At 70.8% G+C, this 18,558-nt stretch carries 20 protein-coding genes; 15 read left to right on the top strand and 5 right to left on the bottom strand.

The genetic code is table 11. The features are described 5' to 3' along the window. Window positions 1-342 precede the first annotated feature (342 nt). The 6 genes from ACFSXZ_RS07740 to aroQ all read left to right on the top strand — a co-directional run bounded on the left by ACFSXZ_RS07740 (window position 343) and on the right by aroQ (window position 5,247). Window positions 343-975, top strand: coding sequence for a zf-HC2 domain-containing protein (locus ACFSXZ_RS07740; RefSeq protein ID WP_378262714.1), 633 nt, complete (start codon window positions 343-345; stop codon window positions 973-975). A 237-nt stretch (window positions 976-1,212) separates the two neighbouring features. Continuing rightward, window positions 1,213-1,869 (top strand): prepilin peptidase, encoded by a 657-nt coding sequence (locus tag ACFSXZ_RS07735; protein WP_378262712.1) that lies wholly within the window; start codon window positions 1,213-1,215, stop codon window positions 1,867-1,869. 75 nt (window positions 1,870-1,944) lie between these two features. Then, window positions 1,945-3,132, top strand: coding sequence for a chorismate synthase (gene aroC, locus ACFSXZ_RS07730; RefSeq protein WP_378262710.1), 1,188 nt, complete (start codon window positions 1,945-1,947; stop codon window positions 3,130-3,132). A 38-nt stretch (window positions 3,133-3,170) separates the two neighbouring features. After that, a complete protein-coding gene (locus ACFSXZ_RS07725) occupies window positions 3,171-3,716 on the top strand; it encodes a shikimate kinase (RefSeq protein ID WP_378262801.1) in 546 nt (181 codons plus the stop codon). Beyond that, window positions 3,713-4,819 (top strand): 3-dehydroquinate synthase, encoded by a 1,107-nt coding sequence (aroB, locus tag ACFSXZ_RS07720; protein ID WP_378262709.1) that lies wholly within the window; start codon window positions 3,713-3,715, stop codon window positions 4,817-4,819. Before ACFSXZ_RS07725 ends, aroB begins: the two co-directional genes overlap by 4 nt. Then, complete coding sequence (aroQ, locus tag ACFSXZ_RS07715) at window positions 4,816-5,247, top strand: type II 3-dehydroquinate dehydratase (protein ID WP_378262708.1); 432 nt, start codon at window positions 4,816-4,818, stop codon at window positions 5,245-5,247. Before aroB ends, aroQ begins: the two co-directional genes overlap by 4 nt. Window positions 5,248-5,249: 2 nt before the next feature. Here aroQ and ACFSXZ_RS07710 read toward each other — a convergent pair whose 3' ends face one another. Further along, a complete protein-coding gene (locus ACFSXZ_RS07710; protein ID WP_378262707.1) occupies window positions 5,250-6,704 on the bottom strand; it encodes an FAD-dependent monooxygenase in 1,455 nt (484 codons plus the stop codon). A gap of 72 nt (window positions 6,705-6,776) precedes the next feature. Then, complete coding sequence (locus tag ACFSXZ_RS07705; RefSeq protein WP_378262706.1) at window positions 6,777-7,385, bottom strand: acyl-CoA-like ligand-binding transcription factor; 609 nt, start codon at window positions 7,383-7,385, stop codon at window positions 6,777-6,779. Window positions 7,386-7,611: 226 nt separating this feature from the next. On the opposite strand from ACFSXZ_RS07705, the gene ACFSXZ_RS07700 reads away from it, so the two are divergent. Continuing rightward, the gene (locus ACFSXZ_RS07700; RefSeq protein WP_378262799.1) at window positions 7,612-9,090 is read left to right on the top strand and encodes a beta-xylosidase; all 1,479 of its coding nucleotides are present in this window, start codon (window positions 7,612-7,614) and stop codon (window positions 9,088-9,090) included. A gap of 12 nt (window positions 9,091-9,102) precedes the next feature. Here ACFSXZ_RS07700 and ACFSXZ_RS07695 read toward each other — a convergent pair whose 3' ends face one another. Both ACFSXZ_RS07695 and ACFSXZ_RS07690 read right to left on the bottom strand, forming a co-directional pair. Then, window positions 9,103-10,425, bottom strand: coding sequence for an ArsB/NhaD family transporter (locus ACFSXZ_RS07695; protein WP_378262705.1), 1,323 nt, complete (start codon window positions 10,423-10,425; stop codon window positions 9,103-9,105). Next, window positions 10,422-10,847: a B-4DMT family transporter gene (locus ACFSXZ_RS07690; protein ID WP_378262704.1), complete on the bottom strand. Its 426-nt coding sequence runs from the start codon at window positions 10,845-10,847 to the stop codon at window positions 10,422-10,424. Before ACFSXZ_RS07690 ends, ACFSXZ_RS07695 begins: the two co-directional genes overlap by 4 nt. Before the next feature lie 222 nt (window positions 10,848-11,069). On the opposite strand from ACFSXZ_RS07690, the gene ACFSXZ_RS07685 reads away from it, so the two are divergent. The 3 genes from ACFSXZ_RS07685 to nusB are packed head-to-tail and all read left to right on the top strand — an operon-like array spanning window position 11,070 to window position 13,231. After that, the gene (locus ACFSXZ_RS07685; protein WP_378262702.1) at window positions 11,070-12,167 is read left to right on the top strand and encodes a M24 family metallopeptidase; all 1,098 of its coding nucleotides are present in this window, start codon (window positions 11,070-11,072) and stop codon (window positions 12,165-12,167) included. Between the two features lie 39 nt (window positions 12,168-12,206). Then, a complete protein-coding gene (gene efp / locus ACFSXZ_RS07680; protein WP_378262700.1) occupies window positions 12,207-12,770 on the top strand; it encodes an elongation factor P in 564 nt (187 codons plus the stop codon). Beyond that, window positions 12,767-13,231: a transcription antitermination factor NusB gene (gene nusB, locus ACFSXZ_RS07675; protein WP_378262698.1), complete on the top strand. Its 465-nt coding sequence runs from the start codon at window positions 12,767-12,769 to the stop codon at window positions 13,229-13,231. The genes efp and nusB overlap by 4 nt, the downstream gene beginning before the upstream one ends. Before the next feature lie 67 nt (window positions 13,232-13,298). Here the strand turns inward: nusB and bldD are convergent, their stop codons facing one another. Continuing rightward, window positions 13,299-13,787, bottom strand: a complete 489-nt coding sequence (gene bldD, locus ACFSXZ_RS07670; RefSeq protein ID WP_020422358.1) for a transcriptional regulator BldD — start codon at window positions 13,785-13,787, stop codon at window positions 13,299-13,301. A gap of 244 nt (window positions 13,788-14,031) precedes the next feature. On the opposite strand from bldD, the gene pyrR reads away from it, so the two are divergent. Genes pyrR through carA form a run of 5 tightly spaced genes read left to right on the top strand, consistent with a single transcriptional unit; the run spans window position 14,032 to window position 18,458 of the window. Then, window positions 14,032-14,619, top strand: a complete 588-nt coding sequence (pyrR, locus tag ACFSXZ_RS07665) for a bifunctional pyr operon transcriptional regulator/uracil phosphoribosyltransferase PyrR (RefSeq protein ID WP_378262695.1) — start codon at window positions 14,032-14,034, stop codon at window positions 14,617-14,619. Beyond that, entirely contained in the window at window positions 14,616-15,551 is a 936-nt protein-coding gene (locus ACFSXZ_RS07660) for an aspartate carbamoyltransferase catalytic subunit (RefSeq protein ID WP_378262693.1), read from the top strand. Before pyrR ends, ACFSXZ_RS07660 begins: the two co-directional genes overlap by 4 nt. Next, a complete protein-coding gene (locus ACFSXZ_RS07655) occupies window positions 15,548-16,846 on the top strand; it encodes a dihydroorotase (protein ID WP_378262691.1) in 1,299 nt (432 codons plus the stop codon). The genes ACFSXZ_RS07660 and ACFSXZ_RS07655 overlap by 4 nt, the downstream gene beginning before the upstream one ends. After that, window positions 16,846-17,340: a PH-like domain-containing protein gene (locus ACFSXZ_RS07650; RefSeq protein ID WP_378262689.1), complete on the top strand. Its 495-nt coding sequence runs from the start codon at window positions 16,846-16,848 to the stop codon at window positions 17,338-17,340. Before ACFSXZ_RS07655 ends, ACFSXZ_RS07650 begins: the two co-directional genes overlap by 1 nt. Then, window positions 17,337-18,458, top strand: coding sequence for a glutamine-hydrolyzing carbamoyl-phosphate synthase small subunit (gene carA / locus ACFSXZ_RS07645; RefSeq protein ID WP_378262687.1), 1,122 nt, complete (start codon window positions 17,337-17,339; stop codon window positions 18,456-18,458). Before ACFSXZ_RS07650 ends, carA begins: the two co-directional genes overlap by 4 nt. Window positions 18,459-18,558 lie beyond the last annotated feature (100 nt).

Below are 18,558 nucleotides of genomic sequence, written 5' to 3'. Positions count from 1 at the left end.
CTTCGGTGTGGGCCAGCGCCCACCGATCAGTCCTCATCCCGGCCTGATCGATCACGGTCACGTCGTGCGACCCTGTCGCCCAGTCCCATCCCACGAACACGCGCGCGGTACTCCTTCTGTCCTCCACGTGAAGGACCCGCTCGGTCGCGAGGACGCCTGCCGGAAGCACACTAATCGGCCCTCTGCGGGGCATGTTCCTAAGGCCGGTCAAGCGGCCTCGACCCGGTGGGGCTGGCAGGACTCATTGTGGCCGTCGAGCGGCTCGCACACTTGGCCATGCACCCACCGGGACCGAGGGATCACAACCCTATCGGCCCGGGCTGCAGAAGGGATGGTGGCCTAGTGAGCGGGCCGGACGACCCCTTCGCCACCTACGACGCGGCCTACGTTCTCGGCGCGTTGTCGCCGGAGGACCGGAGCGCCTTCGAACACCACGTCAAGGAGTGCCTCAACTGCGCGCGTGCCGTGCAGGATCTGGCGGGCCTGCCGGGTCTGCTGTCCCTGACGAACGCGGAAGAGATCGAAGCCGAGTCCCCGCCGGCCGGGCTGCTTCCCGCGGCGCTCAAACGGGTTCGCCGCGTCCGCCGGATCCGGACGGTGACGACCATCGGCGTTTCCGTCGCGGCCGCGGCCGCGGTGGCCGTTTCCGTCGTGGCGCCCGCGCGAGGTGGTGAGCCGGGGAGCGCGATGGTTCCGCTCGGCTCGTTCCCGGTGCAGGCGGTCGCGGCGGTGGCACCGTTGTCCCAGGGCTCCCGGGTCGACATGTCGTGCAGCTACCACGGCGCGGGGCGCGGCGCCGACTACCGGCTGGTGGCCCTGCGCCGTGACGGCACCGAGGCGCAGCTGGCGACCTGGTGGGCCGATCCCGACCGGACCGCCAAGCTGTCGATCGACACGTCCTTGCCCTCCACGGAGATCCAGGCGCTGGAGATCCGTACGGCGAGCGGTCTGGCCGTGCTTCGCTGGAGCCCCTGACCGTCTTCGCGGGACAGGCCCTGCCGTCCTGGCGGAGCCGCGGTGACGCATCCGGTTGCGTGTCTCGTGCCGTCTGGCCGGCCTTCTCCTCTGGGGAGCGGCAGGCGGCCACGCTCGGTGTTTATTCGCCCGCGTTTTTCCCTCTTTCGAGGGATTTCTCGGCGCTATTCGTACGGATGGTCCATTCGCGCGTCCTAATTCTTGCCACCCGTGGGCGCGGCGGTAATTCTGGCTTTCATGAACGTCGCGATGCCGATCGTCTTCCTGATCGCCGGAGGCGCCGCGGGCGCGCTCGCCCGGCGCCTGTTGAGCCGGGCGCGGTCGCCGGCACCCGTTCCGTTCTTCGCGGTCGTCGCCACCACCGGTGCGCTGTCGGCCGTCGTCGCGTGGCGGCAGGGCTCGGGCGCCTGGCCCGCCTGGTGGTTACCGGTGCCGTTGCTGGTCACCTTTCTCGCGGTTCCCCTGGCGATCACCGATCTGCGGTACCGCCGCCTCCCCGACGTGTTGACGGTGCCCGCGTACCCGTTGTGCGGTCTCGCGCTCGTGATGGCCGCGTTGTCGGGTGCGGGTGGCGGCCTCGTGGCCAGGGCCGTGGCCGGCGGGCTTCTCTTTGGCGGAGCGCATTTGGTCGTACACCTGATGTCGCGGCGCTCCCTCGGCGCCGGTGACGTCAAGCTCGCCGGAGTTCTCGGCACGGCTCTCGCGGCCGTCGGGTGGGCGGCGTTGGTGGTCGGCGCCGCGGTCGCCGCCCTCGTCACGGTGCTGCTGGCCCTACGGCACCGATGGCGCCGTAACGGGGTGCCGCACGGTCCCGGCCTGTTGGCCGCCACCTGGCTGGTCACCGTCTTTCCCGGAACGGGATCGGAGGTGGTGCGGTTCGGCTGGGCCCGCTGAGCGGGAGCGAACGAAGAGAAGGAGGTGACCATGGGCAGTTGGAACCGGCGAACGGTGGCGTGACAGGATCGTCGGGTGTTGCGCTGGATAACCGCTGGTGAATCGCACGGACCGGCCCTCGCCGCCGTGCTGGAGGGAATGGTGGCCGGGGTCGAGGTCACCACCGCCGACGTCGGGGAGCAGCTCGCCCGCAGGCGGCTCGGATTCGGCAGGAGCCCGCGAATGGGTTTCGAGACCGACCACGTCGAGTTCCTCGGCGGCGTACGGCACGGCGTCACGCAGGGCGGCCCGATCGCGGTGCAGATCGAGAACGCCGAATGGCCCAAATGGGAGAAGGTCATGGCGGCCGATCCGGTGGATCCGGCCGAACTGGCCGGGCTCGCCCGGAACGAGCCGCTCACCCGGCCCCGGCCCGGGCACGCGGATCTGCCCGGCATGCAGAAGTACGGCTTCGGCGAGGCGCGGCCGGTCCTGGAACGGGCCAGCGCACGGGAGACCGCGTCGCGTACCGCCCTGGGCACCTTCGCGCGGGCCTTCCTGCGGCAGTTGCTCGGTGCGGAGATCGTCAGCCACGTGGTGTCGATCGGCGGCGCGCAGGCGCCCGAGGGCCCCTTGCCCGGGCCCGGGGACCTGGCGGCCATCGACGAGAGCCCCGTCCGTGCCTTCGGCCAGGCGGCCACGGACGCGATGGTGGCCGAGGTCGAGGCCGTGCGGAAGGCGGGCGACACGGTCGGCGGGGTGATCGAGGTGATCGCCTACGGCCTGCCGCCGGGGCTGGGTTCACACGTGCACTGGGATCGGCGGCTCGACGCACGGCTGGCGGGCGCGCTGATGGGCGTGCAGGCCATGAAGGGCGTCGAGGTCGGCGACGGCTTCACCACCGCGCGGCGCTGGGGAAGCCAGGCACACGACGAGATCGACCGCGGCCCGGGCCCCGCCGGGGTCACCCGCCGGTCGAATCGGGCGGGCGGCCTCGAAGGCGGCATCACCAACGGTGAACCGGTGCGGGTACGGGTGGCGATGAAACCGATCTCCACGGTGCCCAAGGCACTGTCCACAGTGGACGTCGTGACGGGCGAGCCCGCGGTCGCCATCCACCAGCGGTCGGACGTGTGTGCCGTGCCCAGGGCCGGAGTCGTGCTGGAGTCGGTCGTCGCACTGGTCCTCGCCGACGCGGCGCTGGAGAAGTTCGGCGGTGATTCCCTCGGTGAGTCGAAGCGCAACGCCGAGGCATACCTGAAGGCGCTGGAGGAACGGTGGTGACCACACCGCCTTCGCCGGCAGGCACCAAGCCGTGCCTCGTGGTCGTGGGGCCACCGGGCTCCGGAAAGAGCACGGTCGGACCGCTGCTCGCCGAGCGGCTCGGGGTGCCGTTCCGTGACAGCGACGACGACATCGTCAAGCGCGCGGGCCAGTCGATCTCCGACATCTTCACCGAGCACGGCGAGCCGGTCTTCCGCACGATCGAGGAAGAGGTCATCGCGGCCGCGCTGGATGAGCACGAGGGCGTGCTCTCCGTCGGCGGGGGAGCCGTGCTGGCGCCCGGGACGCGGCAGCGGCTCCGTGCGCACCGGGTCGTCTTCCTGGCCGTCGGATTCGCCACCGGGGTCCAGCGGGTCGGGCTTTCCACGGCGCGGCCGCTGCTCGCCGGCGTGAATCCGCGCGCGACCTACCGTGCCCTGCTGGAGGAACGGCTCCCGGTGTACCGCGAGGTGGCCACGATCGAAGTGGGCACCGACGAGCGGACACCCGCCGAGGTGGTGGACGTGATCGTCCGGGAACTCGACGCGATCGCGGGGGAGAACAAGATCGCGGGGAAGAACAAGCTTGTGGAGGAGCAGCGGTGACCGATCCGGTGCGGATCACGGTGAAGACCGGCTCGCCCTACGAGGTGGTGATCGGGCGCGGGCTGCTCGGTGAACTCGCCGAGGCGCTCGCCGGCGCGTCACGGATCGCGCTGATCCATCCGCCGACGCTCACCGCCACCGCCGAGGCGATCAGCGACGAGCTGAAGGGTTCCGGCCTGGACGCGCACCGTGTCGAGATCCCGGACGCCGAGGACGGCAAGGCCCTCAAGGTCGCCGGTTTCTGCTGGGACGTGCTCGGCCGGATCGGCCTGGACCGCCGGGGCGTGGTGGTCGGACTCGGCGGGGGAGCGGTCACCGACCTCGCGGGGTTCGTGGCCGGCACGTGGATGCGCGGCGTGCGTCTGGTGAACGTGCCGACCACGCTGCTCGGCATGGTCGACGCCGCGGTCGGCGGCAAGACCGGGATCAACACCGACGCCGGGAAGAACCTGGTGGGCGTGTTCCACGAGCCGAGCGCGGTGGTGGCCGATCTGGCGACCCTGGAGACCCTGCCGCCGAACGAGCTGGTCGCCGGCATGGCCGAGGTCGTCAAGGCGGGCTTCCTCGCCGACCCGGAGATCCTCGAGCTGATCGAGCGGGATCCGGCGGCGGCGCTCGACCCGGCCGGCGCCGTGATCGGGGAGCTCGTGCGGCGCTCGATCCAGGTCAAGGCCGATGTCGTCGCCACCGACCTGCGCGAGTCGGACCTGCGCGAAATCCTCAACTACGGGCACACCCTCGGGCACGCGATCGAAAGGCGCGAGCGCTACCGGTGGCGCCACGGCGCCGCGGTGAGCGTCGGCCTGGTGTTCGCCGCCGAACTCGCCCGGCTCGCCGGCCGGCTCGACGACGCCACCGCCGACCGGCATGCCCGGGTGCTCCGGCTCCTCGGCCTTCCGACCACCTACGACCCGGACGCGCTGCCGCAACTGCTGGAAACCATGCGCGGCGACAAGAAGACGCGCTCGGGTGTGCTGCGGTTCGTGGTGCTCGACGGTCTCGCGAAACCGGGCCGCCTCGAAGGACCGGACCCGGCGCTGCTGGCCGCCGCCTACTCCGCGGTCGCCGCCGAGGGCAGCGTGGGTGGGGGCGTGCTGCTGTGAAGATCTTCGTCTTCAACGGCCCGAACCTCGGCAGGCTCGGCAAGCGCGAGCCGTCCGTCTACGGCTCGGCCACCCACGCCGATCTCGCCGGCCTCTGCGTCCGGACCGGCACCGAGCTCGGCGTCGAGGTGGAGGTCCGCCAGACCGACCACGAAGGCGAACTGGTCGGCTGGCTCCACGAGGCCGCCGACGGCGGCAACCCGGTCGTGCTCAACGCGGGGGCTTGGACGCACTATTCGATCGCGGTCCGCGACGCGGCCGCCCAGCTGAGCGCGCCCCTGATCGAACTGCACATCTCGAACGTCCACCAGCGCGAACAGTTCCGCCACCACAGCGTCCTTTCCGACATCGCGACGGGTGTCATCGTCGGCCTCGGCGTCGCAGGCTACCCGTTGGCGTTGCGCTGGCTGGCCGAAAACGCGGGCTGACCTCACGCGGCCCTGATCCACGTGGCGAGCGCTTCCTGCAGGCCCTCTCCGGTGGTGCCCTGCCACGCGACGTAGCAGTCGGGCCTGAGGAGCAGCGCGCTGTCGAGCTCGGGGATCTTCACGGTGTCGATGTGCGGCGCCCACGGGCCCGGGTCGAGTTCGCCGGTGGGATCCAGAAGGAGTGGTCGCGCCCCGCGAGTCAGCTCGCGCAGTCCTGGCAGGTCCGGTGCCCACCGGCCGGTGAGCGGCCCGGTCGCCGATCCCATGTCGTAGGTGATTTCCGCGCCGGACAGCACATCCGCGATGTGGCGCCGCGCTGCGGGAAGGGCGAGCATCTCGCCGAAGATCTCGCGCAGCGCCGTCACGTCACCGCCGGGCCGGATCAGGAGCGACTGCGCCTGGGTGTGCGTGGTGACGCGCCGTGCCGCCGGGCGCCGCTCCGACTCGTAGGTGTCCAGCAGCCCTGCCGGTGCGTCGCCGCGCAGTTCCGCGGCCAGTTTCCAGCCCAGGTTGACCGCGTCCTGCAGACCCAGGTTCAGTCCGGGACCACCGATCGCGGAATGAACGTGGGCGGCGTCGCCGAGCAGGAACACGCGGTCCGCGCGGTACCGCGACGCCAGCCGTGTGTTGCCGCCGGCCAGGCGCCGGATCAGGTGCGGTCCTTCTCCCGCTGGCGGCCCGAGCGGCAGGTCCGCGCCGAGGACCCGGGCGACGCTGGCCCGCAGTTCGCCGAGGGAGGCCTCTCCTTCCTCCGGCCGTTCCCATTCCGTCGTCGTGATGGCCGGGTTCCGGTCCGGGAACGGCGCCCAGGCGATCATGCCGCGCTCGGTCCGGACATGCTGGAACGGTGGCAGGACGCCGAATCCGGGAACGATGAGGCCACCGCCGGCGCCGACCGCCTCCGGCGGCAAGCTCACCTCCGCGCTCAGCGAAACCGCGTCGTCCGTGGTCACGCCGGGAAAGTCGATCCCGGCGAGCTTGCGGACCACGCTGTGCCCACCGTCGGCGCCCACCAGGAAGGACGCTTCGACCGGTTCCCGGTCGCGCAGTTCGACCCTGACCGAATTCTCGCTCTGCGTGAAGCCGGTGACTTCGTGACCTCGCCGGACCTCGATGCCCAGTTCGCCCGCACGCTCGGCGAGCATCTGCTGCAGCCGTAGTTGTGGCACCGGGAGGGTGTAGAGCGGATTGTCCGGCAGATCGCGGAGGTCCAGCGGAAACGCGCCGAACACGAAGCCGGGAGCCGGCTCCGGTGTCGCGCCGGGCGAGGTCAGCCGCTCGTACAGGCCACGCCGGTCCAGCATGCGCACCACCTGGCCGACCAAGCCGTTCGCCCGCCGCTCGCCCGAAGGCGCGGTCAGACGTTCCAGGACCAGCGGGCGGGCACCCGCCAGGGCCAGCTCGCAGGCCAGCATGAGGCCGTTGGGTCCGGCGCCGGCGATCACGACATCGATCATCGTTCGATTCCCTTTCCGGGCAGGGGACATCGGCCCGGCACCTCGCCGGGCTGTGATGTCCACAATGGATATCTAGGGGGTGCCGAGCCCGGCCTCGAGCCGGGCGAGCGCCTCCGCGAGCGAGTGCTCCACCGGAACCGGCGGGTCGGTCCGGAGGTAGTGCGCCATGGCCGTGTTCGCCGCGGCCAGAACCGTGGCGGCCACGAGGTTCGGATACAGGTCCCGGTTCGGGTCGGTGCCGGTGCGGTCGGCGATCGCCGCCGCGATCTCGGCTTCGGCGCGCGCCCCGGCCCGCAGCATTTCGCCGCGCAGCGCCGGTTCGGCGAGCATCACGCGGACGCCCGCCACCCATTCGACCCCGTCGCCGACGGGATCCTCGATAACCGCGGCATCCGGTGCGAACTGGGCCAGCAGCGAGCGGCCGAGCACGTCCCACAGCGGCTCGCCGGCCGGTTCGCCGCGCAGCGCTTCGGCGACACGCAGGCTCCGATCGAGATGGCGGGCGACGATCGCCTCGCCCTTGCTGGAGAAGTAGTTGTTGAACGTGCGAGGCGAAACACCGGCGGCCTCGGCGATGTCCTCGACCTTGACGTCGTCGAACCCGCGCTCGACGGTCAGCCGGATCGCGGCCCAGCTCAGCGCCGCACGTGTCTCGGCCTTCTTCCGTTCCCTCAAGCCCATGCGATCAGGTTAGCAAAAAATGCGCTCCACGCAAATTTGCGTGTTGGGCAAGTTTCTCGCGGCGGGATGGGCGGTCCGATTTCACCTCCGGCTACGCCACGACTCTCTACACTGACCGGTGCCATCAGCCGTGCTGTCCCAACGGCTACCGGAAAGTGGGAGGCTACGGCTCGTGCGCGCTCGTCCTTGGCGGCCGGCGGTGGGTCTGTGTGCGCTGGTCCTCGTCATGGCCGGGCTCGCCGGCTGCACGGGGAGCACGCGAACCCAGGCCGAGGGTGCGGGGCACGACGCCGGCGTGGGTGGCGGCACGACCCCGCCACGGCCCGGCGAAATCGTGCTCGCCACCGGCGACGCCCGGGGTGGCGGCCCGGTGGTCGCCCAGGGCGGACCCGGTGCCCCCTACAACTACGGCCCGACCGTGATGGTCGACGGCGATCACGCGCGGATGTGGTGGTGCAGCCAGTATCCGACGGCGCTTCCGCCCGGCGACGACATCCTCTACGGCGAAGCACCGTCGCTCGGCGGCCCGTTCACCGGTCCCGGTGGGAGCGCTCCCGTGGCCGTGCTCTCCGGCGACCCCGGGCACTTCGACGGCGCGCACACCTGCGACCCGTCGGTGATCCGCGTCGACGGAACCTATTACCTCTACTACACGGGAGCGGCGGGCGACCACGCGCTCGGGAACGCGATCGGCCTGGCGACCAGCACCGACGGGGTGACCTGGACGCGGGCCAACGAAGGCAACCCGATCGTCAGCCCCGCGGACGAGGTGCGGCGCGAAAACCTCTACGGCGCCGGGCAGCCCGCTGTGGTCTTCCTCGACGGGTGGTTCTACCTGATGTTCACCGACACCACCGGCCGGTCCGCCGGCTGGAACGGGGCGGGCCAGTTCGTGTTGCGCGCCAGGGATCCGGTGTTCAGCAAGGGCGTGGAAGCGTTGGGGGACAACGGTTTCAGCCCGGTCGGCGGGACCTCGGCAAAGCGTGGCCGCTCCGTGGTCGACGCCTTCAGCGCCGACCTGATGTGGGTCGACGCGCTCGATGTCTTCGCCGTGGCGCACGAGAGCGGCGACGGCACCCTGCTGACGTTCGTCACCCGTGACTTCGGACCCACGCCCTACCGCCCCGTGCTCATTCCGGGTGACTGGCGCGAAGGACCGGGCCTGGTGCGGGGACCGGCCGGGCACGCGCCCGTGTCGGGGGCCGATCCGTGCGGGCGGATTCCGGTGGACGTGGTGCGCGCGACGGTCACGGGCGAGGCGAACGCGCCGACCGGGTTGCGGCGGTTCGGCGCCGACATCACCGGCGTCAGCGGCTGTGCCGGTCAGGTGCGGGCGCTGGCCGTGCTGGACGGCTTCGCGATGCCGTCGCCGGAGCGGACGATGGATCTCGTGGTGGCGAACCGGGTGATCCGGATCGATCGGCGTTCGGTCGCCGAAAAGCTGGCCGCGCGCGTGCTGGACCGGCGGATCGACGTGCTCGATCAGACGCCGGTGGCGGCGCATGTCTCGTCGGGGGCGCGCGCCGTCCAGGCAACCGGTTACGGGACCGGCCTGATTCTCGATGACGGAAAGCTCTGGCCGATCGCGTCGCCCGACATCGCGGCGCTCAACGGTTCCGCCGTCACGACGATCACTCCGGCCCAGTGGCTCAACTACCCGATGGGTCCCACCCTGGCGGTTCCCGCTCGCGGTGTCGTCGGCTGAAGGCCCGCCGGATCATCGGGTCAGCCAGAGCGCCGCGATGCTCGCGCCCAGCCCTACCACGGCGAGGACCGACCCATGCCGCACGAACCGGCCAAGACGAATCCTCAACCCGTGGCGACGGCAGGATTCGAGGCACAACAGCGTCGCCAGCGATGCCCAGGGTGTGACGACCGCGGCGACATTCGTGCCGATCAACAGGGCCAGCAACTGGTCGCGGTCGCCCGTGGAAACCACCGCCTCCCCCGCGGTGTAGGCGGGCAGATTGTTGACCACATTGGACAGTACGGCTCCGGCCGCGCTCGCGCGAAGCGCGCCCGGCGCTCCGCCGCCGGTCCCGACGAGCGCCGTCATGACGTGGCCGAGGCCGTACCGGCTGAGCGTGGGCACCACGAGGAACAGGCCGGTCACGAAGACGAGCAGCTGCCACGGGATCAGGGTGAGCTTCAGCTTGCCGGGGGAGAGGAAGGCGAACGCCACGACCGCGATCAACGCCGCCGCGGCGGCCGCGTATCCGATCTCGTCGCGTACCAACGGGATCGCGGCGACGAAGACCAGGCAGGCACCGCCGGTGATCCAGAACAACGCGCGCCGGCGCGGTTCCTCCAGCCGGACCGGATCGGGCGGAACGTAGCGCTCCTCGCCACGCCGTTTACGGCGCCAGTAGAACAACCAGAGGCAAACCATCGTGGCGGCCAGAGACGCCAGTTGCGGCGCCCACATCCGGGCGGCGAACGCGGGTGCCGCGAGCGCCACCCGGTCCGCGGCGAGGAGGTTCGTCAGGTTCGACACCGGCAGCAGCAGGCTGGCCGTGTTCGCCAGCCACAGGGTCGTCATGGCCAGCGGGAGCGCGGCGATGCGTGCTTTCGGCGCCAGGGCAAGGAAGACCGGGGTGAGCAGCACGGCGGTGGTGTCGAGGTTGAGCGCCACGGTGGTGACGGTCGCGAACCCCACGCACAGCAGGAAAAGCACGGGGTAACCGCCGCGGCCGATGATCGCGAGCCGGGTCGCGATGACGTCGAAGACCTGCGCGTGCCGGGCAAGCGTGGCCAGCACGATGACACTGCCGAGAAACAGCAGCAACGGCGCGATCCGCCGCATGCTCGCCGCCGCCTCTGCAGCGGGAAGAAGTCCGGTCAGCACACACACCAGCCCGGCGGCCAAGAGCCCGGTTCTGATCCAGGTCATCGCGCTCGGCACGGCCAGGAGCCGCCACGGCGCCGAGAAAATCCCGTCGGCGCGCGCGGTTTCGCGATCGCCATCGGCGAAGGACGGTTCGGGCTCTGGGCGGCGGACCGGGTCACGCGGACCGCCGCGAGGGCTCGCCCGCCGGCTCACTCGCGGGCCGACGCCGTCTTCCGTGGCGTGATGCGCTTGCCTGCCACCATGCCCAGCAAGGCCGGGACGAGCACGAGCAGCGCGGTGAACGCGGCACCGCCGATCAGCGCGTCGCGGAGTTCACCGGCCCCGCTCTGGTCGACCAGCACCGCGCGGCCGATCACGAACAGGATCCCGGACAGCGGGCCCGCGATCACCGCGGCGATCAGCCAGGTGCGGCCGAGATCGTCCGGATGGAGCGCACGCCGGGAGCGTGGCCGCGGGCTTTGGCCGCCGGTGCGCCAGCCGTCCAGCGCGCTCCACAACGCCGCCGCGCCGGCCAGCACCGCGATCACGATGATCTTGACGGTGGCCAGCCCGGTGGGGTCGTAGACCGCCGCCTTCGCCAGCGCCGTTCCCGCCGCGGCGTGCAGTATCGCCATCCCAACACCACGAGTCAGCCAAGGCCGCATCGCGACACTGTAACGCAGTGTTTGTTCGAACGCGCACAGCCGATCTCGTGGCCAGGGCTCACCTCTCTGGCTGAAGGAGCTTTCCGCCCGATGGGAGTCCTGCCCCCAAGATCGCCTCCCTTCGGGAAGCGCGTTCGGCTGGTCGCTTGCCCAGGCATCTCGCGCTTCGCAAATAGTCTCTAAGCTGTATTGGTGCCCGACACCCATCTCCTCCGGCGCGACGCCGTGCGCGCGCTGCTCCGTGAAGCCGATGTGGACGCACTGCTGGTGACCGACCTGCTCAACATCCGCTACCTCACCGGCTTCACCGGTTCCAACGCGGCGCTGCTGCTGCACGCTGAGGGCGAGCAGCACACGGTCTTCTCCACGGACGGGCGCTACCGCACGCAGTCCGCGGCGGAGGTGGGAGACCTGGAGCGGGTCCTGGACCGCGACAGCGCCGCCGCTTTGCTCACGCGCGCCACCGAAAAGACACGCGTCCACCGGCGTACCGGATTCGAAAGCCACCGGGTCAGCGTGGAGGAGCACGAGCGTTTCGCCGCACTCGCCGGCGGCATCGAGCTGCGTCGTACCCCAGGGCTGGTCGAGCGGCTCCGCGAAGTGAAGGACGAGACGGAGATCGAATCGCTGCGGATGGCCTGTGCGGCGGCCGATCGGGCCCTGGCCGATCTGCTCGCCGAGGGCGGCATCCGGCCCGGCCGTACCGAACGCGAGGTGGCCCGGGATCTGGAGGGCCGGATGCTCGACCACGGCTCCTCCGGCCCGGCGTTCGCGTCGATCGTCGCCGCCGGGCCCAACTCGGCGATCCCGCACCACCAGCCCACCGGCAAGGTCCTGGTGACGGGGGAACTGGTGAAGCTGGACTTCGGGGCGACGGTGGAGGGCTACCACTCCGACATGACCCGGACCGTCGTCCTCGGCCGTCCGGCGGACTGGCAGCGTGACCTGTACGACCTGGTGTGGCGGGCGCAGGCGAGCGGGCGCGCGGCGGTCCTGCCGGGCACCGAAGTCGCCGAGGTGGACACCGCCGCGCGGAAGGTGATCTCCGACGGTGGCCGCGCGGAGGAGTTCTCGCACGGCCTCGGACACGGCGTCGGGCTGGAAATCCATGAGGCGCCCCGGCTGGCCCGTAACGGCGTCGGTACACTTTCGGTCGGGATGACGGTCACCGTCGAGCCAGGCGTCTACCTCGCCGGCCGGGGTGGCGTCCGCATCGAGGACACGCTCGTCGTGCGGGACTCCGCTCCCGAACTCCTCACCCTGAGCAGCAAGGACCTCGTGGTCGTCTAGCACGGCCACGAACGACAACTACGGGAGAACTGGACAACCGTGGCCACCACCAACGACCTGAAGAACGGCCTGGTGCTGAACCTGGACGGCCAGCTGTGGTCCGTCGTGAACTTCCAGCACGTCAAGCCGGGCAAGGGCGGTGCGTTCGTGCGCACCACGCTCAAGCATGTGCTCTCCGGCAAGGTGGTGGACAAGACGTTCAACGCGGGCACCAAGGTGGAGACCGCCACAGTCGACCGCCGCACCATGACCTACCTCTACAACGACGGCTCCGATTACGTGTTCATGGACGGCGAGACCTTCGAACAGATCTCGGTGCCCTCCACGACCGTCGGTGACGCCGCGAACTTCCTGCTCGAGAACACCGAGGTGCAGGTCGCCACCCACGAGGGCGAGCCGCTGTACGTGGAGCTGCCGACGTCGGTCGAGCTGGTCATCCAGCACACCGACCCGGGCCTGCAGGGCGACCGTTCCACCGGCGGCACCAAGCCGGCCACGCTGGAGACCGGCGCCGAGATCCAGGTGCCGTTGTTCCTCTCGACCGGTGAGAAGGTCAAGGTCGACACCCGGGACGGCCGGTACCTGGGCCGGGTATCGAGTTGAGTCCTGCCAAGGGCGGCGAGCCTTCCCCGAAGCGCGGTGGCCCGCTGGGCCGCCGCGCTCTGCGCAGGCGCGCGGTGGAGTTCCTCTACGAGGCCGCGCAACGCTCCGCCGATCCGGTGACGCTCCTGGCCGAGCGGGTCGGCTCGACCGACGTGGAGCCGATCGGCGACTACACGATCGCGCTCGTCGAAGGCGTCGCGGGGCACCGGGAGCGGATCGACGAACTGCTGTCCGAGCACGCGCAGGGCTGGACCCTGGACCGCATGCCACCGGTCGACCTCGCCGTGCTACGGGTCGGTGTCTACGAGCTGCTGTGGGCCGCCGACGTGCCCGACCCGGTCGCGATCGACGAGGCGGTCGGCCTGGCCAAGGAACTGTCCACGGACGATTCGCCGCGGTTCGTCAACGGCGTGCTCGGCAGGATCGGCACCATCGCCGACCGTCTGCGCGCCGTGTTGTGACGCCCCGGGCACCGGGAGCGCTCGCGGCTTCGGTACTCCCCGCGAGCCCGTGCCCGGTGAACGGGGGTCAGTCTTCCTTGGCCGGCCGTGCCTCGGGCGGCAGGACGCCCCAGTCGATGAGCTGCTCGGTCAGCTCGCCGGGGGTCATGTCGTAGATGATCGCCAGGGAGCGCAGGTCCTCGGTGCGGATCGAGAGCACCTTGCCGTTGTAGTCACCGCGCTGACTCTGGATGGTCGCCGCGTACCGGGCCAGCGGGCCGACCTTCTCCGCGGGGAGCTGCTGTAACCGCTCCAGGTTGATGACGATCTTGGTGGCGGGTTCCGCGCCGGAGGGCACCCGGCCCTCGGGCAGCAGCTCGACCACGGGTACGCCGTAGAAATCCGCGAGCTCGGCCAGCTTCTGGACGGTGACCGCCCGGTCGCCGCGCTCGTACGAACCGACCACGACGGCCTTCCAGCGTCCGCCCGACTTCTGCTCGACCCCGTGGAGGGACAGCCCCTGCTGCTGGCGGATCCCTCGGAGCTTGGCGCCGAGCGCTTTGGCGTAATCGCCCATCTGGTGGTTCTCCGTTTCCTCGCCCAGTCGGTCGGAGGACCGCCGGGGGACTCCTGAGCCTGAATACTCAGAGTAATGGTTACGCATTGTCGTCACCAGGTCAAGCAAAGGATGGGAAAGAGAGGGGTCATACCACCCGTGGGAGGTGACCGGCTGCCTGGTAGCCTCGGCTGGAATCCCTGGCCAAGCAGGGTTGTCGACATCCTTTAAGGACCCGTCCGGTGAGGCGGGGAAGGAGTCCGCCGTGGCGTCACGCCCTCGTGGCGCGACGGAGCCGGGTGGTGAGCGGGAGCTGCTCTCTGCCGGTGACGTCGCGCGCACTATCGCCCGAATGGCCCATCAGGTCATCGAGAAAACAGCTCTGGGTGCCGATACGGGCGAGCCGCCCGTTCTCCTGGGTATACCCACCAGGGGGACATCGCTGGCCCTGCGGCTGGCCGGGAAAATCGCCGAATTCTCCGAGGTACGCCCGCCCGCCGGTGCCCTCGACATCACGCTCTACCGCGACGACCTGCGCCACGGCCCCACCCGGCCGCTCGCGTCGACGCGCCTGCCGGACACCGGCATCGACGAGCGGATCGTGATCCTCGTCGACGACGTGCTCTTCTCCGGGCGGACGGTGCGTGCCGCGCTCGACGCCCTGCGTGACCACGGCCGCCCCCGGGCGGTGCAGCTCGCGGTGCTGGTGGACCGCGGTCATCGTGAATTCCCGATCCGCGCCGACTACGTGGGCAAGAACGTGCCCACCTCGCGCGCCGAGGAGGTGCTCGTCCTGTTGTCCGAAGTGGACGGCCGTGACGCCGTGGTCCTGCGCGAGAAAGACCTCTCATGAAGCATCTGCTGGCCACCGAGGGGCTGGAGCCGGAGCAGGCGACGGCCGTGCTCGACACCGCGGACGAGCTGAAGAAGACGCTGCTCGGGCGGGAGGTGCGCAAGCTGCCGACGCTGCGCGGCCGGACCGTGATCACCCTGTTCTACGAGAACTCGACCCGGACCCGCGTGTCCTTCGAGATCGCGGGCAAGTGGATGAGCGCCGACGTGGTGAACGTCTCCTCCGGCGGATCTTCGGTGGGCAAGGGGGAATCGCTGCGGGACACGGCGCTGACCCTGGCGGCGGCGGGGGCGGACTGCGTGATCATCCGCCATCCCGCCTCGGGCGCCGCGCACCGGCTGGCGGGCTGGCTCGCCGGGGAAGGCACCTCGGTGATCAACGCCGGTGACGGCACGCACGAACACCCGACGCAGGCCTTGCTCGACGCGGCGACGCTGCGGGAACGGCTGGGCACGCTGGCGGGCCGGCGGATCGCGATCGTCGGCGACGTACTGCACAGCCGGGTGGCACGGTCGAACGTCCACCTGCTGAACACGCTCGGCGCCGAGGTGGTCCTGGTCGCGCCGCCGACGTTGCTGCCGGCGGGTGTCACCGCGCTGCCGGTGACCGTCTCGCACGACCTCGACGCCGAGTTGCCCGCGGTGGACGCGGTGATGATGCTGCGGGTGCAGGCCGAACGCATGCACGGTGGCTTCTTCCCCTCGGCTCGCGAGTACTCGCTGGCCTACGGCCTGAACGAAGCCCGCCTGCGCTTGTTGCCCGAGCACGCGGTCGTCCTGCATCCGGGGCCGATGCTGCGCGGAATGGAGATCGCGTCGGTGGTGGCCGACGCTCCCGCGTCCGCGATCACCGAACAGGTCCGCAACGGGGTGCACGTGCGGATGGCCGTCCTCTACCACCTCCTGGCCGCCATCGAGGAGAAGACCCAATGAGCGAACAGCTTCTGATCAAGGGAGCCCGGCTCTACGGCGAGGGCGATCCGGTGGATGTGCTCGTCGAGGGCGGGGTCATCGCCGAGATCGGCACGCCGAGCGGCCCCGACGGCGCCGAGGTCGTCGAGGCGGGCGGGCAAGTGCTGTTACCCGGGTTCGTCGACCTGCACACCCACCTGCGCGAACCGGGCCGGGAGGACGCCGAGACGATCGAGTCCGGGTCGGCGGCCGCGGCGCTCGGCGGGTACACGGCGGTGTTCGCGATGGCCAACACCGATCCGGTCGCCGACAACGCGGTGGTGGTCGAGCACGTGTGGCGGCGTGGCCGTGAGGCCGGGCTGGTCGACGTGCATCCGGTCGGCGCGGTCACGGCCGGCCTGAAGGGGGAGAAGCTCGCCGAGCTCGGGGCGATGGCCAAGTCGGCGGCGGCGGTGCGCGTCTTCTCCGACGACGGGCACTGCGTCGCCGACCCGTTGCTGATGCGGCGGGCGCTGGAGTACTCGACGGCGCTGGGCGTGGTGATCGCGCAGCACGCCGAAGAACCACGGCTGACGGTCGGTGCTCAGGCGCACGAGGGAGAACACGCCGCGCGCCTCGGTTACGCGGGCTGGCCCGCGTCCGCCGAAGAGTCCATCGTGGCGCGTGACTGCCTGCTGGCGTCCTATGCCGGGGCGAGGCTGCACGTCTGCCACGTCTCCACGGCCGGGACCGCGGACATCCTGCGCTGGGCCAAGAACAGGCACAGCTCGGGGTCCATTTCCGCCGAGGTCACCCCGCACCACTTGCTGCTCACGGACGAACGGCTGGCCGGCTATGACCCGGTCAACAAGGTGAATCCGCCACTGCGCACCACCTCGGACGCGGCCCGGTTGCGCACGGCGCTGGCCGAGGGCGTGATCGACTGCGTCGCCACCGACCACGCGCCGCACGCGCCGCAGGACAAGGACTGCGAGTGGGCTTCGGCGAAGCCCGGCATGCTCGGTCTGCAGACGGCCCTGTCGGTGGTGACGGAGACGATGGTGCGCACCGGGCTGCTGGACTGGCGCGGTGTCGCCCGCGTGATGAGCGAGCGCCCGGCGGAGATCGCCGGCCTGCCGGACCACGGCCGTCCGCTGCTGGCCGGGGAACCGGCGAACCTGGTGCTGGTCGACCCGGACGCGGAGTGGACGGTCCACGGCGCCGAACTGGCGAGCCTCGCGGCTAACACCCCGTACGAGGGCATGCGGCTCCCGGGCGTGGTCACGCTCACCGTGCTGCGCGGGCGCGTCACCGCACGCGAAGGGAAGACGTGCTGATGGAAAGGCTCGTCCTGACCTTGATCGTGCTGGCGTGTTTCGCGCTGGCGCTCTGGGGCATGAGGCTGGGGTGGCGGCGCAAGGCACGGGAGCAGAGCGTGCGGGTTCCGCCGTTCCCGGAAATACCCGCCGAACCCGGCGAAGCGGAGCTGGAAACGGGCGGCCTGTACGTCAGCACGACGACCGCGGGCAACTGGCAGGACCGGATCGTGACCCGGGGAGCCGGGATGCGGGGGCGCGCGGAGTTGCGGCTCTACCCCGGCGGTATCGCGGTCGACCGGGTCGGCGCACCGGGTTTCTGGATCCCCCGTGAGTCCATCACGGACATCGGGCTGGGCAGCGCGATCGCGGGCAAGGTGATGGGGACCCCGGGTCTGTTGGTGATCACCTGGCGCGCCGGGGACGTGGCGCTGGACACGGGTTTCCGCGCGGACGACCCGGAGGTCTATCCACAGTGGACGGAAAAGGTACGGATCGAGGGAGGTTCGGCGTGAACGAGCCGGCGGCATTGGTGCTGGAGGACGGCCGGGTGTTCCGCGGCTCGGCGTACGGGGCGCGGGGCGCCACGCTGGGCGAGGCGGTGTTCTGCACCGGCATGACCGGTTACCAGGAGACCCTGACCGACCCGTCCTACCACCGGCAGATCGTCGTGCAGACGGCGCCGCAGATCGGCAACACCGGCTGGAACGACGAGGACGACGAGTCGTCCAGGATCTGGGTCGCCGGTTACGTGGTCCGGGATCCCGCGCGCACACCGTCGAACTGGCGCTCGCGCCGGAGGCTCGACGAGGAACTCGTGCGGCAGGGCGTGGTCGGTATCTCCGGAGTGGACACCCGGACCCTCACCCGGCACCTGCGCGAGCGGGGTGCGATGCGGGCGGGAGTGTTCTCCGGCGACGCGTTCGGCACCCAGGACGCGATGCTCGGCGAGGTGCTGGCCGGTCCGCGGATGAAGGGCGCGGACCTGGCCGGTGAGGTGACCACCGCGGAGCCGTACGTGGTGCCGGCCCAGGGTGAGCGGCGATTCCGGGTGGCCGCGCTCGATCTGGGCATCAAGTCGAACACCCCGCGGCAGATGAGCCTGCGCGGGATCGAGGTCCACGTGTTGCCCGCCGGGTGCCCGGCCGAGGACCTGCTGGCGATCGAACCGGACGGTGTCTTCCTGTCGAACGGGCCGGGAGACCCGGCCACCCAGACGCACGCCATCGAGCTGACCAGGGAAGCGCTGCGACGGGAGATCCCGTTGTTCGGCATCTGCTTCGGCAACCAGATCCTCGGCCGCGCGCTGGGGCTGGGCACCTACAAAATGCGTTACGGGCACCGGGGCGTCAACATCCCGGTGATCGACGTCGAGACCGGCCGGGTCGCGATCACCGCGCAGAACCACGGATTCGCGCTGGAAGGCGAGCCCGGCGCGGACTTCGGCTCGCCGTTCGGCACCGCGAAGGTGAGCCATTACTGCCCCAACGACGGCACGATCGAGGGGCTGCGATGCGCCGACGTGCCCGCGTTCTCGGTGCAGTACCACCCCGAAGCGGCGGCGGGCCCCCACGACGCCGCGCCGCTGTTCGACGAGTTCGTGACCCTGATGGCGAAGAAGGCCGGGGCATGATCCCCCGTCCTGGCGCGCATTCCGCAGATCTTCCGCGAACCGTCGCGGTGCCTGGTGCGCCGGGGACCATCTTCGAACCGGAAGGTTCCCCTCAAGGGTG

The sequence above is a fragment of the Amycolatopsis pigmentata genome (genome assembly GCF_042684065.1).
GTDB lineage: Bacteria > Actinomycetota > Actinomycetes > Mycobacteriales > Pseudonocardiaceae > Amycolatopsis_E > Amycolatopsis_E pigmentata.
Note: the sequence above shows the minus strand (reverse complement) of the source record. Positions and strands in the feature narration are given on the sequence as shown.

Excerpts from the sequence above, each read along its gene's own strand:
- ACFSXZ_RS07735 (WP_378262712.1), top strand. The coding sequence starts at position 1,213 with ATGAACGTCGCGATGCCGATCGTCTTCCTGATCGCCGGAGGCGCCGCG.
- ACFSXZ_RS07710 (WP_378262707.1), bottom strand. The coding sequence starts at position 6,704 with ATGATCGATGTCGTGATCGCCGGCGCCGGACCCAACGGCCTCATGCTG.
- ACFSXZ_RS07705 (WP_378262706.1), bottom strand. The coding sequence starts at position 7,385 with ATGGGCTTGAGGGAACGGAAGAAGGCCGAGACACGTGCGGCGCTGAGC.
- ACFSXZ_RS07700 (WP_378262799.1), top strand. The coding sequence starts at position 7,612 with ATGGCCGGGCTCGCCGGCTGCACGGGGAGCACGCGAACCCAGGCCGAG.
- ACFSXZ_RS07690 (WP_378262704.1), bottom strand. The coding sequence starts at position 10,847 with ATGGCGATACTGCACGCCGCGGCGGGAACGGCGCTGGCGAAGGCGGCG.
- bldD (WP_020422358.1), bottom strand. The coding sequence starts at position 13,787 with ATGGGCGATTACGCCAAAGCGCTCGGCGCCAAGCTCCGAGGGATCCGC.
- ACFSXZ_RS07660 (WP_378262693.1), top strand. The coding sequence starts at position 14,616 with ATGAAGCATCTGCTGGCCACCGAGGGGCTGGAGCCGGAGCAGGCGACG.
- ACFSXZ_RS07655 (WP_378262691.1), top strand. The coding sequence starts at position 15,548 with ATGAGCGAACAGCTTCTGATCAAGGGAGCCCGGCTCTACGGCGAGGGC.
- ACFSXZ_RS07650 (WP_378262689.1), top strand. The coding sequence starts at position 16,846 with ATGGAAAGGCTCGTCCTGACCTTGATCGTGCTGGCGTGTTTCGCGCTG.